At 48.3% G+C, this 16,531-nt stretch carries 14 protein-coding genes; 9 read left to right on the top strand and 5 right to left on the bottom strand.

Going from position 1 to position 16,531, the window contains the following annotated elements:
* The first annotated feature begins 128 nt into the window (after positions 1 to 128).
* The 3 genes from NDI34_RS03000 (at position 129) to NDI34_RS02990 (ending at position 3,162) form a co-directional block, all read left to right on the top strand.
* Positions 129 to 1,418: a glucose-1-phosphate adenylyltransferase gene (locus tag NDI34_RS03000; protein WP_190410725.1), complete on the top strand. Its 1,290-nt coding sequence runs from the start codon at positions 129 to 131 to the stop codon at positions 1,416 to 1,418.
* A gap of 144 nt (positions 1,419 to 1,562) precedes the next feature.
* Complete coding sequence (locus NDI34_RS02995) at positions 1,563 to 2,078, top strand: AAA family ATPase (protein WP_348231803.1); 516 nt, start codon at positions 1,563 to 1,565, stop codon at positions 2,076 to 2,078.
* Between the two features lie 76 nt (positions 2,079 to 2,154).
* Positions 2,155 to 3,162, top strand: a complete 1,008-nt coding sequence (locus tag NDI34_RS02990; protein ID WP_348231802.1) for a DnaJ C-terminal domain-containing protein — start codon at positions 2,155 to 2,157, stop codon at positions 3,160 to 3,162.
* Between the two features lie 66 nt (positions 3,163 to 3,228).
* On the opposite strand, the gene NDI34_RS02985 is transcribed toward NDI34_RS02990, so the two are convergent.
* Positions 3,229 to 5,415, bottom strand: a complete 2,187-nt coding sequence (locus NDI34_RS02985) for a serine/threonine-protein kinase (RefSeq protein WP_348231801.1) — start codon at positions 5,413 to 5,415, stop codon at positions 3,229 to 3,231.
* Between the two features lie 151 nt (positions 5,416 to 5,566).
* Between NDI34_RS02985 and NDI34_RS02980 the strand changes: the two genes are divergently transcribed.
* On the top strand, positions 5,567 to 7,138 hold the full coding sequence (locus tag NDI34_RS02980) for a phenylacetate--CoA ligase family protein (RefSeq protein ID WP_348231837.1): 1,572 nt from the start codon (positions 5,567 to 5,569) through the stop codon (positions 7,136 to 7,138).
* 29 nt (positions 7,139 to 7,167) lie between these two features.
* On the opposite strand, the gene NDI34_RS02975 is transcribed toward NDI34_RS02980, so the two are convergent.
* On the bottom strand, positions 7,168 to 7,488 hold the full coding sequence (locus NDI34_RS02975) for a helix-turn-helix domain-containing protein (protein ID WP_190410721.1): 321 nt from the start codon (positions 7,486 to 7,488) through the stop codon (positions 7,168 to 7,170).
* 522 nt (positions 7,489 to 8,010) lie between these two features.
* Here NDI34_RS02975 and NDI34_RS02970 point away from each other — a divergent pair.
* The 4 genes from NDI34_RS02970 to NDI34_RS02955 all read left to right on the top strand — a co-directional run bounded on the left by NDI34_RS02970 (position 8,011) and on the right by NDI34_RS02955 (position 12,958).
* Complete coding sequence (locus NDI34_RS02970; protein ID WP_348231800.1) at positions 8,011 to 8,709, top strand: pirin family protein; 699 nt, start codon at positions 8,011 to 8,013, stop codon at positions 8,707 to 8,709.
* Positions 8,710 to 8,894: 185 nt separating this feature from the next.
* Positions 8,895 to 9,254: a VOC family protein gene (locus tag NDI34_RS02965; protein ID WP_348231799.1), complete on the top strand. Its 360-nt coding sequence runs from the start codon at positions 8,895 to 8,897 to the stop codon at positions 9,252 to 9,254.
* A 164-nt stretch (positions 9,255 to 9,418) separates the two neighbouring features.
* The gene (locus tag NDI34_RS02960; protein WP_348231798.1) at positions 9,419 to 10,693 is read left to right on the top strand and encodes a recombinase family protein; all 1,275 of its coding nucleotides are present in this window, start codon (positions 9,419 to 9,421) and stop codon (positions 10,691 to 10,693) included.
* A 609-nt stretch (positions 10,694 to 11,302) separates the two neighbouring features.
* Positions 11,303 to 12,958, top strand: a complete 1,656-nt coding sequence (locus NDI34_RS02955; RefSeq protein ID WP_348231797.1) for a glycosyltransferase family 39 protein — start codon at positions 11,303 to 11,305, stop codon at positions 12,956 to 12,958.
* Here the strand turns inward: NDI34_RS02955 and NDI34_RS02950 are convergent.
* Together NDI34_RS02950 and NDI34_RS02945 are read right to left on the bottom strand one after the other, a co-directional pair.
* Complete coding sequence (locus NDI34_RS02950) at positions 12,948 to 13,997, bottom strand: DUF1611 domain-containing protein (protein WP_348231796.1); 1,050 nt, start codon at positions 13,995 to 13,997, stop codon at positions 12,948 to 12,950. The two genes, NDI34_RS02955 and NDI34_RS02950, sit on opposite strands and share 11 nt — an antisense overlap.
* 38 nt (positions 13,998 to 14,035) lie before the next feature.
* Complete coding sequence (locus NDI34_RS02945) at positions 14,036 to 15,127, bottom strand: dipeptide epimerase (protein ID WP_190410714.1); 1,092 nt, start codon at positions 15,125 to 15,127, stop codon at positions 14,036 to 14,038.
* Positions 15,128 to 15,170: 43 nt separating this feature from the next.
* Here NDI34_RS02945 and NDI34_RS02940 point away from each other — a divergent pair, with 43 nt between their 5' ends.
* The gene (locus NDI34_RS02940; protein WP_190679057.1) at positions 15,171 to 15,734 is read left to right on the top strand and encodes an NUDIX hydrolase; all 564 of its coding nucleotides are present in this window, start codon (positions 15,171 to 15,173) and stop codon (positions 15,732 to 15,734) included.
* 118 nt (positions 15,735 to 15,852) lie between these two features.
* Here the strand turns inward: NDI34_RS02940 and NDI34_RS02935 are convergent, their stop codons facing one another.
* On the bottom strand, positions 15,853 to 16,155 hold the full coding sequence (locus NDI34_RS02935) for a DUF6464 family protein (protein ID WP_348231795.1): 303 nt from the start codon (positions 16,153 to 16,155) through the stop codon (positions 15,853 to 15,855).
* Between the last annotated feature and the right edge of the window lie 376 nt (positions 16,156 to 16,531).

Here is a 16,531-nt window from a genome sequence, read left to right as displayed (position 1 = left end):
CTGATTCCTTGAAACTTTTTCCGAATTATCCATAACCCCTAACATCGATTCCCCCTCCCCCCCTTGCCAACTGCTCCAGACCGTCCGACACTGGTTTTGGGAGTTGACTGGCAATCGAGAGGTTTGAAGTGAAAAAAGTTCTAAGCATTATTCTCGGAGGTGGCGCTGGCACCCGCCTTTACCCGCTGACCAAGTTGCGAGCGAAGCCAGCCGTGCCTCTGGCAGGAAAGTATCGCCTGATCGATATTCCCGTCAGTAATTGCATTAACTCAGAAATTTACAAAATCTACGTCCTGACCCAATTCAACTCAGCTTCACTCAACCGCCATATTGCCCGCGCCTACAGTTTCGCAGGGTTCACAGAAGGGTTTGTGGAGGTGCTAGCCGCCCAGCAAACGCCAGAAAACCCCAACTGGTTCCAAGGCACTGCCGATGCTGTCCGTCAGTATCTCTGGCTGTTGGATGAGTGGGATGTTGATGAGTACCTGATTTTGTCAGGAGATCATCTCTACCGCATGGACTATCGCCAGTTCGTGCAACGCCACCGCGACACTAATGCCGATATCACCCTCTCCGTTGTGCCAATGGATGAGCGACGGGCGTCCGATTTCGGCTTAATGAAAATCGATGATACCGGACGGGTGATAGATTTCAGCGAAAAGCCTAAAGGCGATGCTCTCAAGGAGATGCAGGTCGATACGACAACGCTGGGATTGAGTGCGGAACAAGCGAAGAAAAATCCCTACATCGCCTCAATGGGGATTTATGTCTTCAAAAAAGACGTGCTGATGCATCTGCTGCAAACTAACCAAGAGCGAACCGATTTTGGTAAGGAGATTATCCCCGCTTCGGCGCAGGATTATAACGTTCAAGCTTATTTATTTAATGACTACTGGGAAGATATTGGAACGATGGAGTCGTTCTACGAGGCGAACTTGGCTCTCACCAGACAACCGCAGCCGCCTTTTAGTTTCTACGATGAGGATGCTCCGATTTACACTCGCGCTCGTTACTTACCGCCCAGTAAGCTGTTAGATTGCCAAATCACCGAGTCGATAATTGGGGAAGGCTGCATCCTGAAAGAATGCCGGATTGAGCATTCAGTTTTGGGAGTGCGATCGCGCATTGAATCGGGTTCCTTAATTGAAGACTCCCTCGTCATGGGTGCCGACTTATACCAACCCTTCGCCGAACGACAAGCTCACTGTGAAGACGGTAAAGTTCCCTTGGGAATTGGTTCGGACACCCGGATTCGCCGCGCTATCATTGACAAAAACGCCCACATTGGTTGCAATGTGCAAATTATCAACAAAGACAGGGTGGAAGAAGCCAACCGCGAAAGCGAAGGTTTCTACATCCGTAGCGGGATTGTTGTGGTACTGAAAAATGCCGTGATTCCGGATGGAACCGTCATTTAGGATGGAAATTAGTCCGGGGAGTTGCTAATTGGGAAAAAGTTGAAGTAGAGACGCGATTCTCGCGTTTGAATTTGGGTTTTGAATTAAAGAACTCTCTTTAACTCAAAACTCAAAACTCTGATTACTTACTCCCAACACCGAAACATGACTCGATTAATTCTCCTAATTGGGTTGCCCGGTAGCGGCAAATCTTCTCTGGCACAAAAGCTCGTAGCAGAATGCCCTCAGCATCGGCTGATTGCCACAGACGCGATCCGGGAACAACTGTTTGGGGATGAAGCGATTCAAGGGTCGTGGCTGTTAGTGTGGAGCGAAGTACAGCGCCAATTAAGCCAAGCAGTTGAGGAGAAAAGACAAGCGATTTTCGACGCGACGAATGCGGCTCGTAAACATCGTCGGGAAGCGATCGCTACTTCTCGCGATCGCGGTTTTACCCACATTACCGGCTTGTGGCTGGATACGCCAGTGCAGGAATGTCTAGAAAGAAATCGATTAAGACTGCGCCAAGTCCCGGAAGAAGTTATTTTACAGATGCACCGCCAACTGGTAGACGCTCCGCCCACCCTAGCTGATGGACTCGATCGTTTAATCCGTTATTCAGCGACAAGTACGGAAATCGCGATCGCATCAGTGCGGAAAAGCCGAACTTATATCCATTGACTGATTTGATACCCTATCTCTGAGAAGGTAAAAAATAAAACTTAAACTAAATATTTAGACGAGAGGAGGGAGGTTGATGGCTGCGACCGATTTTAAAGACTATTACGCCATCCTGGGAGTTACTAAAACCGCCAGTGCCGATGAAATCAAAAAAGTCTACCGGCGACTGGCACGAAAGTACCACCCCGACATGAACCCTGGCAACAAAGAAGCTGAAGCTCGCTTCAAGGAAGTCAGCGAAGCCTACGAAGTGCTATCCGACCCAGAAAAACGTAAAAAGTACGATCAGTTCGGACAGTATTGGAAACAAGTCGGGGAAGGAGCGTCACCCTATCCAGGCGGAGTGAACGTTGATTTTGGCGGCTTTGACTTTAGTCAGTACGGCAGTTTTGATGAATTTGTCAACGATCTCCTGGGCGGTTTAGGGGGTGCCAGTGCCCGTTCTGGCAGCCGTGCTGGACGCCGCACGACTTATCGCACTTCTACAGGCCCCACTGGGTATACAGACTTTGGCGGGTATTCTGGCTTCGATCCGCAAGCCGCCGCAGCCGCCGATCGAGAAGCGGTCATCAAACTCAGCCTATCCGAGGCTTTTCATGGCGTCCAGAAGCGTTTAGATTTAGGCAATGAAGCCATTGACGTTCGGATTCCTCCGGGTACAAAACAAGGCAGTCGAATTCGCGTCAAAGGCAAAGGTTCAGTCAGCCCCTATACTCAGCAGCGGGGTGACTTGTACTTAACCGTGGAGCTGCTGCCCCACTCGTTCTTCCAATTCGATGGTGATAATCTCGTCTGCGAAGTGCCGGTAACGCCAGATGAGGCCGTGTTGGGGGCACCCGTGGAAGTGCCGACGCCGGATGGTTCTGTCACTGTCAACGTTCCCCCTGGTGTCCGTTCGGGACAATCTCTGCGGTTGCGCGGTAAAGGTTGGCCCAATCCTAAAGGCGGACGTTCCGATCAGCTGGTAAAGATTTTGATTGTGACGCCGAAAGAACTCAGTTCTACGGAACGAGAATATTACGAGAAAATCCGGGAGACCCGCACCTTCAATCCCCGCAGCAATTTGCCGCAGGTACGGCTGTAGACGTTATCCGAGCTTTTCATCTGAACCCCACCCCTTACTCTCCCCCAAAGAGGTAAGGGGTTTCATTTAGGGGGAAGGAGTGGTTGTTTGTGCCGGTTCAGGAGAAGCAGTGGTCGTTTCAGCCGGTTCAGGTGAGGGAGCCGGAGGGTTTTCCACGCCGATATCAAGTTGATAATCAACGGGCTGGGAAGCTTCGGAAACAACGATGAATTCGTAGTAGCCTGATTGAGGCAGGGTTCCCGACCAAGTTTTTTCGGTGGAGTCTTCGAGGATTGGGGGAAATGTACTGGTTGGGGGGTAAAGGGAAAGCCGCAGTTTTGAACTCCCCGTAAAGTTAACTGCTAATAATTGATTTTGGGCAAAGTTGCCGATGTAGGCTTTTCCTTCTCCTGGTTGGAGGGTGCCGCTGACTCGTTTGCCCACTGCCCCTGGAGCAAAGCGAATTGTTTCCAGCGCCTCTTGAGATTGCACTGCTTTGACTTTCTCGCCAGCGATCGCGTGCCAGATTTGACCGACTGGCTGATTGAGAAAATCTCTGCCCCGCTGCTCTGGAAATACTTGGAAAAATGCCACATCTGCGAGATCGTAGAGGGCGCGACTGCTCAGGTTTCGCTGGTTGACTTGCCCTTTCCAGCGATCGCGATCCGCTGCACCATAGCTTCCCAAACGCTGTCTGGCTGCGCCCGGTAATTTCGCTTGATCTAGCTTATCGAGCAATTCAGTTGCGATCCGATCCCATTGCTCTCGTAATTGCTCATTTTCTGGCCCATTCCCCAGCGTGCGCCCTCGTTGATTGGGGTTCTGAGTCCAGAAAACTTCATTCACCCAGTTGACATAGAAATTGTAGTTAACGCCGAGACTTTGACGGCGATCGCGCAGCTGTTGCTTGCGTGCCTGTTCCGCAGGCGAAAACTGCGAGGAAGGATTTTCCTGATCGACGGGCGGCGAAGAACTAGGTGACGGTGTGGCGTCGGAGGTTTCTTCCCCAGAGTTCGATAGTGATTGTATCCAAAGATTGCCAGCCCACCAGCCAATTCCAGTCGCGCCCGTAATCAGCAGCGACACGACCAAAGTTTTTCCCACTAAACCGAGAAAGGGAGATTGCGGTTTGGGGGTTGGCGGCGGTAATGGATTGGGCGTTGGGGGTGGTAATGGATGGGGGGTTGGGATTGGCTGGGGTGAGTTGGCGATTGGCTGGGGGGGCGGGGGAATTTGGGCACGAGCCACCACCATTGTCGGTGCCATCGGGGGTTTGGTGGGTGGCTGAGTGGGAGGAAGATCGGGTGCTGGGGCAGGCGAGTGGGCAGATGAAAGGCTCTGTAACACAGCGCTGGCAGATTGATAGCGATCGCCCGGTCGTCGTGAAAGCATTTTATCCAACACCGCCCCCAGACCGGGGCTAAGGTTCACGTCCCGCCGCCAGTTCCACAAAAGCGTTCCATCGTCGATTAGCTCTTGCGGCTGTTTACCCGTGAGCAACACCAACATTGTTGCCGCCAAAGCATATAAATCGCTATGGGGAAACACAATTCCCCGTTGCATCTGTTCATCGGGGGCGTATCCGGGCTTACCTAACCGAGTATGGATGGTCGCCGTTTCCATCCCTGGTGTCTCGTTAAACTCCGATTCCACGGTGGCTGCGACTTCCTTGACGCCACCGAAGTCAATCAAAACGGGCAGTTGGTCAGAAGCTCGCGAAATCATGTTATCTGGGGCAATATCGCGGTGAATGACCCCCATCGAATGGATATATTCCAGAACTGGTAAAATTTGCAGCAGGATCTGCCGTACCTCTGCCTCGCTAAACCGCGCTCCTTGATGTTTCCGACTTTCGAGAAGCGCGCGATAAGTTTGACCTTCCACATAGTCTTGTACTAGAAAGAGGCGTCCGTTCCCTCGCTGGTTTACCCGAAATAACTCTCGAAAGTTGGGAATTTGCGGGTGTTTCAGCTTGTAAAGGACCCCCGCTTCCCGCTCAAACAGTTCGGAAGCTTTTTGCAAAGCGTAAGTGCCTTGAACCTTGGGGGCAAATTCCTTTAAAACACAGGGTTCGTTGAAGCGGTTGAGGTCTTCAGACAAATAAGTGCGTCCAAAGCCACCGTGCCCCAATTCGCGCACAATTCGATAGCGATCGCCCAGCGTCATCCCCGGTAAAACAGTATTACTCACCACAGCAGGTAGCGGTTCGCCACAATGCTGGCAAAAGCGACCATCGATGGGATTCTCGTGTCCTTTGGTGCAATAGAGGGGCATGATTAACCTGGGGCAATTCTGTGGAAGATCCAGTAACGGTATAACAAATTGACCGAGATTCTACCAAGTAATGCGATTGATGAAAGCGATTGAAAGCGATCGCCTTCCCTACGTTAGCCTGATCTTAAATACAAAACTGAGAGGGAGGACAATGCTAGAAGAACAACGTCAACGGGTACTCACCGCTTTTCAATCGTTCCTGGGTACTCCTCTCCAGTGGCGGCTGCAACAGTATCGCAGCACCTCCCCAGAAACCGCTACGATGCAATTATTCCACGAGGTTGCTGCGAGTGTCCCCGCCTACCAAGCTTTTGTGAAGGAACAAGGTATCGATCCGGATTCGATACAAACTTTTGAAGATTTCCAAAAACTTCCCTTCATTACCAAAGAAAATTACCTGTTGCGTCATTCGCTTGCAGACTTGTGCCGCAACGGACAATTAGAAGCGTGCGATACGATTGCTGTTTCCTCCGGTTCAACGGGAAAGCCGACATTTTGGCCTCGTTTCCTCACGGATGAACTGCAAATCGCGATTCGCTTTGAACAGATATTTCATGATAGTTTTCAGGCTGATACCCGCCGCACCTTGGCTGTCATCTGCTTTACCTTAGGGACTTGGGTTGGGGGAATATACACAGCAAACTGCTGTCGCTATCTCGCCAGTAAAGGATACCCGATTACGGTGATTATTCCTGGCAATAATAAAGAAGAGATATTTCGAGTCGTGCAAGAACTGGGTTCTGCATTTGAGCAAGTCGTGCTGCTGGGATATCCACCATTTTTGAAGGATGTCATTGATAGTGGCATAGCGCGGGGTGTGGAGTGGCAGCAATATCACATCAAAATGGTGTTTGCGGGAGAAGTCTTTAGCGAAGAATGGCGCAATCTTGTCGGAGAAAGAGTCGGTTCTCAAAATCCTTGTTATGACTCTGCTTCGCTTTATGGGACAGCCGATGCAGGCGTCTTGGGCAACGAAACCCCGCTGAGTATCCGCATCCGTCGATTTCTGGCAGAACATCCAGATGCTGCTAAGGCATTATTTGGGGAATCTCGCTTGCCAACGCTGGTACAGTATGACCCACTGAGTCGCTTTTTCGAGGTTCACGAGGGCACATTGCTGTTTTCCGGCGATAACGGGATTCCGCTGATCCGCTATCATATCTCCGATACGGGAGGCTTAATCCCTTACGATGAAATGCTCCAGTTTTTAGCAGAATGGGACTTCGATCCAGTCGCGGCGTTGCAAGGTGAAAGTGCCATTCCTCATCCCGAAACCTCCGGTTTAGGGCTACCCGAACTCAATCCGGCGGCGCGGGCTACCCAAAGAGGAATTCCTCCATTACCGTTTGTTTATGTGTTTGGACGGTCTAATTTCACGGTTTCCTATTTCGGCGCAAATATTTACCCGGAAAATGTGACGGTGGGGTTAGAACAACCCAGGATTCGAGAGTGGGTGACGGGTAAGTTTGTCATGCAGGTTCAGGAAGATGCAGATAAAAACCGCTTCCTGTCGGTGGTTGTGGAGTTAGCGCCCCAAGTGGAAGCCAGTGAAAACAAGCAGGAAGCGATCGCATCTTCAATTCTGTCCCAGCTACAACGCCTCAACAGCGAGTTTGCAAACTATGTCCCCCCAACCTACCAAATGCCGCAAGTTACCTTAACTCCCACCGGCGATCCAGAATATTTTCCAATTGGGGTGAAGCATCGCTATACTCGCCAATAATTTCTGCCAATAATTTCTGCCAATAATTTCTATAATTGCGTGCCTAATTCGTGCATTGCCTGAATAATCGGTTTCAAACTTTCTCCTAAAGGGGTCAAAGAATATTCCACTTTTGGGGGAATCTGCGGATAAACCTGACGATGGATAATTCCGTCTTCTTCCATTTCTCTAAGTTGCTGCGTGAGCATCTTTTGAGTGATTCCCTCCAGCCCTCTTTGCAGTTCCCCAAACCGTTTAACGCCTGACCATAGTTCTGCCACAATCAAAAGCTTCCAGCGTCCGCTAATTGCTTTTAAGGTAGTTTCTGCTGGACAAGTCTTCCTTTCAAAATTCTCGCTTTTAGCTTCCATAGTATCTTTTTGGTTACTATCTTACTTTAAAGTGCATACTTTACACTTTATGGTTACATTTTTTAAACTATAAATATACAAAAATAAGGCACCAAAGAAAGCCAAGGACAAGCAAAATGAGTGAACCCGTTATTGTTGATACAAAACCTATCCTGCTTGCGCTTGAATCGGGTACTTAAATTTTGGTGCAGTTGCGGTCAATCTCACAATCAACCTTATGGCGATGGTTCCCATCAAAACACGGAATCCCCCCCTGTAAAGTTTGTAATGAAAGACAAAAAACAGGTAGCAGTATGCCAGTGTAAGTACACCATAAATCCATTGTTTTGTGATGGTTCGCACAGTAAGGTTTAGTATTCTTCATGACAAAAGCGTAGTCTGTCTAAATAAATTTTACTTGCACCAACTGGCAACAGATCCCATTTTTTTAGTCTGCGAAGGGAGACGCAATAAATCGCCTCTCTACAACCAGGATAACTCTAGGCTCTAGCCGCTGGCATTTAAGTTAAATAGGAGATGAAAATGATTGCAATTCGGAAAGCAGAAGAACGCGGACATGCCGATCATGGCTGGCTCAATTCCTATCACTCATTCTCTTTCGCCAACTATTACGATCCCCAGCACATGGGATTTAAAACTCTGCGCGTAATTAACGAAGATAGAGTGCAAGCGAACCAAGGCTTCGGGACACATTCTCATCGAGATATGGAAATTATTTCCTACGTACTAGAAGGTGCTTTGGAGCATAAAGATAGCATGGGAACCAGCTCCATTATTCTTCCGGGTGAAGTGCAAGTTATGAGCGCTGGTACAGGAGTTACGCACAGCGAATATAACCATTCTAAAACTGACTTAGTGCATTTTCTACAAATTTGGATTACGCCAAATCAAAAGGGATTAAAACCTAGATATGAGCAGAAAATGTATTCGGCTGAAGAAAAGCACGGGAATCTCCGTTTAATTGCTTCTCAAAATGGTCGGGATGGTTCGGTTACTATCCACCAAGATGCCAATCTCTACGCAAGTTTGCTCGATGCAGGACAGCAGGTTAATTATCAAATCAACCCTAACCGCCATGCTTGGCTGCAAGTTATCAAAGGCGATATCAGTTTGAATGGTAAGCCACTGGCTGCTGGAGATGGCGCTGCAATCAGTGATGAAAACCAGATAGCCATAGAAGCCAAAAATAGCACGGAATTTCTGTTGTTCGATTTGGCATGACAGCCGAAGGTTTATATACCCTTTAGGCGAAGAGGATGATTCCGGTCATGGTTTTTAAGTAAACAGTTCTTTAAGTAAGAGAAATCGAGCGATCGCTTGATTTCTCTTACTTATTTTTTGGTTCTAAGGAATTCGTTTACCTCCAGGTAAAAATGGTATGATTACAGGCAAAAGTATAACTAGCAATGCAGATTACTCAATGTCTCCATGCAGCCATTCTCGTTTCTGACTTGGAACGAGCCGAGCAATTTTACGGTAACGTGTTGGGATTATCGAAGGTGGATAGAGTGCTGAAATTTCCCGGCGCATGGTATCAAGTCGGCGAGTTTCAAATTCATCTGATTGTTGCCGACTCTATACCATCAGATTTAGTCAATTCTGAGAAATTAGGTCAGAATCGGCATTTAGCCTTCTTGGTCGCCAACTTAGACACTGCTAAGGAGAAGCTTATGGCTCACAACTACCCCCTACAAATGAGCGCTTCTGGTCGCGCTGCGCTGTTTACTCAAGATCCTGATGGCAACATCATTGAGTTAGGTGAATGAGCTGTCAATCATGAATCCTAATCAGGGTACTTTGGGAGCATCCTGCGAATTGCGAAGACCTGTCTGCACGATAGAAGCGTGGGGCTACAGAAACGAAGCCTACCTACACAAGCTAAAATTAAACTCTTCAGGCTGCTCCTGGCAGCTTGGTACATAATTGTGCAATGAAAATCATTGCATATTCCTATACTGACCCGTTGCTTGAAGTTGCACCCGATCCCTTGATGTGGGGTTGGGAAATAGATAGCGTTTATCAAGATTTAGGGGAACGTCAACAACTACGACAGCTGTTAGAAGATTGTAAAGAAGAACCCGCTAATTATTTATTAATCCGACGACTGGCGGAACTGGGAGACTCGGTGGAAGAAGTATGCGATCGCATCCTGGATCTCGAATCCCTCGGCATTCAAATGATTACTACTGAGTCAGCCGCGTATCATCAGACACCCCTCCAACTCCTGCAAGAAATTCAGAGTCGGCAGCGCAGCGATCGCATCCGTCAAGGACACGCTCAGCGGCGGCTCAAAGCGTCGCCAGCGCCTGGAAAAGCTCCTTATGGCTACCGACGAGGTAAAGACCGCTATATCCTAGACCGCAGCGCCGCGCCAGTCGTCAAAGATTTTTTTGAACAATTTCTGCTGTATGGTTCTTTACGCGGTGCGGTGCGGTATCTAGAAAAGAAATACGCCAAGAAAATTTCCGCTTCTACTGGACAACGCTGGCTAACGAACCCAGTCTATCGGGGTGACACTGCATATAAGAATGGTGAGATTCTCTCTGATACCCATGCTGCCATCGTATCTAGGGAAGAAGCCGCGCAAATTGACCGCTTGCTGCGCCGTAACCGCCGTTTGCCTCCTCGTACCGCTAGTGCAAATCGTTCTCTAGCGGGATTAGTGGTTTGTGGAGAGTGCCAGTCGCCAATGACGATTACCCGCGTCACCGCTTCCCGCAAACCGGGAGAATATCTTTATCTGCGCCCAACCAAGTGTTTTAAACAGCCCAAATGTCGGGCTATTTCTTATCAGGAAGTATTAGAGCAAACGATTGAGAGAATCTGCCAGGATTTACCCCGCGCAGTAGCGACGGTGAATGTTCCCAATATGGATGGAATTAAGGGCACGATTACCCATGAAATTGCCGCTAAGCAAGATATCTTAGCTCAGTTGCCGACGCTTACAGAGAATGGCATTCTAGATTCAGAAACTGCCCAGTTACGCGCCTACAAGCTACGCACAGAAATCTCTCAATTACAATCGCGGATGGCGAGTCTGCCACCAGTAGATTTACAAGCGATCGCGCAGGCTGTATCTATCTCACAATTTTGGCTAGATTTGTCAGAATCAGAGCGACGATTCTACTTTCGAGAATTTATTCGCCAGATTGAAATTAACCGCCAGGATTCATCTTGGGAGATCGAGCTAGTTTTTATCTTTTAGCGATTAACGATAAAGTGTTGCGATCGCAATTCTATTTGAGCTGTGAGCCAGCACTTCAGATACCCCGCTTCTCACAGCAGTCAGTTATCTCGCCTTCACGAATCGTTGAGGAGTGCGATCGCGTACAGCCCTTTAGGCATGAAAACAGCGAAGCAAGGCGTTAGCCTAGCGCCGACCTGTCGGTTCGCTCTTCACAAAGCCGCAACACATATGCTAGGAACACTTACGCGAACAGAGTAAGTCGGCGTTACACTTGCATGGTGGCGATGCTAAATGTGCCGATAGATGACTAAAAAAACTTTCCGTATGACTCGCACTACTGGTATAAATTTTATAATTCGGAACGCAACGAGCGTCTAACCGCTGTAAAACTGAGTCTAAACGCTGCGAGTGTGTCCAACTCTGAGATTGTCCTACAGAGTTAGAGCAGGCATGGCGAGAGTTTTCCTCGGTCACTTTAAGATAGAAAATCCGGCTTTATTCTATAGAGTTATGCAAACTTCATAAGGACATGGAAACTTACCTTGTGATTTTAGTCAGATGATTGAGTTAGATAAATCGCAGGGAATGAAGTTGGATTGCCGCTAAATACCACGAGCTTTGTTAAATATGGATCGTCAAACTTTTGCGTGGGGTCGTTCAAAAAAGAAGATTAGAGGAGCTGACAGATGGGTGGAAAGGCTGTGGGTCTTAGGGTTATTCCTAGCGGCTATCCTGCTATTTGGAATCAATCTGGGCGTACTGCCTTTACGGGATTGGGATGAGGGAACGGTTGCCCAGGTTGCTCGTGAGATTTGGCAGGCAAAGTTTGATTCTTTGAGATGGCTGTATCCGACGTTGGGAGGTACGGAGTATTTCAATAAACCGCCTTTAATGCATCTGCTGATTGCCGGTGCCTACGCAATCGGCGGTGTAAATGAGTGGACAACGCGCCTACCTGGGGCGCTGCTGAGTGCCGCTTGTGTGCCGCTTTTGTATGGCATTGGACGGGAACTATTCCGGCGACGCCTTCCAGCTCTTTTCTCGGCTTTGATTTACTTAACGCTACTACCCGTTGTGCGTCATGGGCGTCTGGCGATGCTGGATGGGGCAGTGCTGTGCTTTTTCCTGTTGATGATGTGGTGCGTGTTGCGATCGCGTCGAAACTTGCGCTACGCTCTCGGTGCCGGTATCGGGTTTGGGTTGATTTGCCTGACTAAAGGCATGATGGGATTATTACTTTTAAATATTGCCCTGGTATTTTTAGCTTGGGATACTCCCAGACTGTTAACTTCCCTCTATTTCTGGATTGGTTTGCTCTTGGGCAGTGTGCCAGTTGCCGCTTGGTATGGTGCCCAATTTCTCCACTACGGGCAGGCTTTCGTAAACACCGGCATCTTCAGTCAATCCTTGCAGCGGATTTGGGCACCCGTCGAGAATCACGCGGGTCCCCCCTGGTACTATCTGTTGGAAATCTTAAAGTACGGTTGGCCCTGGTTATTCTTATTGCCCCAAGGATTGCGCCTTGCTTGGGAAAATCGCAATATGAGCTGGGCAAAACTGGTACTGGTGTGGATGAGTGTTTATCTAGTAGCCATTTCGGTGATGGGAACAAAGCTTCCCTGGTATGTACTGCCGATTTACCCAGCAGTGGCTTTATTGGGAGGTGCCCAGCTTGCTGAAATTTGGAATGCGCCGAGTAAGAAATCCTATCCCCGCTCTTGGGTACCGCTTTTGACAGTCATGGGTTTAGCGGCGCTAAGCGGTAGTTTTTATTTTGCTGCGTTTGGCCCCCAACCGAACTGGAATTTGCAACTGGTGTTTGCATCGGCTGCTTTGACTTTATTGATAACGGCAGTTTTGATTTATCAAAAAGACCTGCAATTTATTCCCCTGCTATTTTGGGGTACGTATGTAACGCTACTGCTACTCATGACATCGCCGCACTGGAATTGGGAACTCGCAGAAGCCTATCCGGTTAAACCCGTTGCCGCGATGATTAAGCGCAAAACTCCCATCAATAAGCCAATCTACACATCCTACGATCATGGTCGTCCTTCTCTGAATTTTTATAGCGATCGCCAAGTCATCCCCGCAACGGATGCCGAACTCCAGCAACGTTGGAAAGGTGACGCTCAACCTTATTTTTTACTTGACCAACCCACCTTTAAGCAGCTGAATTTAAAGCCGGTAAAAGCGATTAATCAGGCGGAGGGTTGGCTGCTAATTACGAAACCGGCAGCCGTCAAACCAGCGAAGAGTCAGAAGCCCCAGATTAAGGATTAGACATTACGGCATCTAATAGCGTGTCAGCACCAAAGCGGACTGGATCGGTGCAGGGACGCTTTGTTTCTGCCTGTATCTGCTCGATCGCCCGTTGTGCAGTGTCGGCGTCAAGATGGGCAGTGTTGAGAGCGATCGCGACCACGGGCACTGGCGCAAATGCACCAGCTGCGGCTGCCAGTGTCTCGTAAAGCTGTATGACTTCTGGCAGCGGCGGAATCGGAACGTGGGGATGATTGCGAATGGTTGCTTGTTGCGCTCGATGTACCAGCACCAGATGCGTCGGCTGAGTCCCGCGAATCAGTGGCAGCGTTGCGGTTGAACCAGGATGCAACAGGGAACCTTGCCCCTCAACGAACAGAATCTCATGCTCTTCGCCAAACAGCATCACCATTTGTTCGATAGCACCCGCAGCAAAGTCAACCCGCACGGCATCCAGCGGTATACCATCCCCCGCTATCATTAAACCAGCTTGACCTGTAGCTAGGAACTTGGAACGCAAACCGCGCTGCAATGCGGCTTTATTGAGTTCCAAACAGGTTGACATTTTGCCAATTGCCATATCCGTGCCGACTGCGAGAACCCGTTTGCAAGGGAGCGATCGCGCTTGTCCGCTTCCTATCTTTAATCCTGCGGGTTCCTGACGCACATCCCAAATCCACTGCCCATCTTTCAACAATGTCTGGATCTCCGGATGGGACGCCATTGGAGTATGCAGTCCATTGACGACGGACAACCCCGCTGCTATCCCTTGTTTTACTTCCTGCCACCATTCGGCTGGCAGGGCACCCCCAGGCGGTGCAATCCCAATCGCTAGGATATCGGGTGTATAAGCTAGCGCCTCTTCCAGAGAAGCGACAATCGGAACCTCGCGGGGGATACCTGTCAATTCCCGCAACGACTCTCCCGCACACTGGCGATCGATGACTGCCACCACTAGCGCTTCACTGTAGCGCAATAGCGCCAGTCCGGTTTTGCCGTGGATGCCGCGAATCCCTTCATGCAGCAGAATTGCGACTCGATGTTTAGATGTCAAATGCACAGCTTTTTAGAAAATAGGGAACAGAAATCTATTCGGCACTAAGGCGCTGCTTCGCTAATATTCTCCGTCCTTCTGATAACTCCCAATCCGGGTAAATCGTTGGGTAGCAATCGCCCATCTTGTATGGATGCGCCGCTAAAAGGATCGTCGATGAGATTCAGATGACTATCTAAATCTAGATAATCCGCTAGGGGGGAGAGTTGTGCCGCCGCCGTATTCGAGATGGCGCTGTCAGAATAGCAACCGAACATTACCTGCAATCCACAAGCTTTCGCTGTATGTACCATGCGAATCGCTTCCGTTAAGCCGCCACACTTCATTAGTTTGATGTTAACGCCATGAACGCGGTCTGCCAGTTGCGGGATATCCTTGCGAGTAAAGCAACTTTCATCTACAAAAATGGGTAGAGGCGATCGCGTGTACAATTCCTTAAACGACGATTCCCCCATTATCCCGACTTCTGCTTCTCGTCCCAGCGGCTGTTCCACATACTTAACACCCATCTTTGCCAGCCAACTGCACATCATCACAGCGTCTTCCAGATTCCAACCTCCATTGGCATCGACGCTTAGCTGAGCATCCGGTGCTGTCTCCCGAATCGCCATCAGCATCGCTTGATCCGCTTCAATTCCCTCAGAACTACCCAACTTCACCTTCAAAACATTTGCCCCTGTCACCTGCCGCCAGTCGCGCAATCGCTGTAAAGCACCCGATGGGGAATTAATCCCAATCGTCACAGAGATGGGAACAATCCGATCTCGATCCAACCCCCACAGACGCCACAACGGTAATCCTAGCCGCTTTCCCTGCCAATCGTGCAACGCCATATCAATTGCCGCCCACGCCGCAGAAGGGATTTGCGCTGCTTGCAATACTTCCTCAATTTTCTGCTTTTCCCAAGGGCTATATGCCTCCAACAGCGGCGCGATGCCTTGCAATGCCTCCAAGAGAATCTCTGTGGTTTGTCGCGGTTGTCCGACTCCAATGGAAAAAGGCGAAGCTTCCCCCCAGCCTTCAATCCCCTCTGCGATCGCGCGTACCCACACATTCATGGTTTGCGCTGTTGTCCCGCGACTGATGGTTAAAGGAAATCGCTTGTTTACCGTGAAGGTTTCTACGCTAATCTGCATTGTTGTATGCTTTATGATTTTTGAATCTACTTTGGATTAGTTTATGAAAAACCTTAGCAAGTGGAAAATTTTAAATTCTAAAATGGTGATAAATAATCAATGGTGTAAAGTTAGGCAAGATGAAGTCGAATTACCCAACGGGCAAATCGTTGATGACTTTTTTGTAAATATTCGACCTGATATTGCTGTTATTTTACCAATCACTCAGCAAAAAGAAATTGTTTTTGTGCGGCAATATCGTCATGCCGTCGGAGCAATTTTATTAGAACTCCCTGCGGGTGCTTTTCATCCAGAGGAAGAGGATAGTGTTGTAGCCGCCGCCAGAGAATTAGAAGAAGAAACGGGATATGTTGCCGAGCAACTCATTCAATTGGCAACTTTATATGATAATCCGCCAAAAGATACAAATAATATCCATTTGTTTTTAGCTGAAAATGTTCATTTAGCTAGTCAACAAAGGCTAGATGTTACCGAAGATATTGAAGTTGTCTTGATTCCTGTTTCAGAAGTTATAGAAACAATTGCCCAGGGGAAAATTTGCGTTTCTGGAACAATTGCTGCTATTTTCTTAGGGTTGAATTTTTTATCTTGTCGAGCTGCTCAGTAAGTTGATACAAATAATCTAAATTTCTAAAAGCTGATAAGGGTAATTTAGCTAAATTTTACTAATATTTTTCTAGTGTCCATTCCCAGCTCAGACAGATTCATGTTTTTATTGATTTAACTTAATTGTATTCTCTAGATTGATAATGAGAACATTCTTGGCAAGGCCCAAAGGGGTTTACTGCACAACGGATATAAGCAGAATGAGCATTAAACTGACAAGTAATATCCCCAATTAAATAACCCACGCCTTCAATGTAATGTTGATCTGAAGGCATTTGCATTCTTTGCAGTTGCCGAGCTTCTATCCTCCGCATCGCTGCTTGCAAACCCGCCATGTTTTGTGCTTCTATCCTGCGAACGTGCCACACTGAAAGCAGCCCTGGTATTAGACTAACAACAAAAATGAGGAGAATTTCTAACACACGCTTATCCCTTCATCTTATCCTTATACAATTCTACCCGATTCATATAAGTAGGTAGCCGTAAGTATTTGTAAAGTCAGTTTAGCTTGTGCACTACCCATTGAAACTTTGCGAATAATGGGTTTCTGTATTGTTCAAGTTAAGGCTAAATTCGCTTTGCCGTTTAAGCATCTCGATTATAACTTTCCAGACATTCTCTAGGTTAAGTGGTCTGAAACGCCACATTCCTAATTGATGGAAGTTATTAATGTCTATTCTTTAGTCTTCAGTCTGCAAGGAGCGTACCGCTACACTAACCATTCTATTTTTAAGGCTAGCGTGATTTCCATCTATCTCGAAAGAGAGCCGATGAAGCTTAAACTTATTCAACCAAAGG

Source organism: Trichocoleus sp. DQ-U1 (assembly GCF_039961925.1).
In the GTDB taxonomy this organism is placed as follows: Bacteria; Cyanobacteriota; Cyanobacteriia; order Cyanobacteriales; family FACHB-T130; genus FACHB-T130.
The sequence above is the reverse complement of the archived record's forward strand: the minus strand, read 5'-3'. Positions and strand labels throughout refer to the sequence as shown.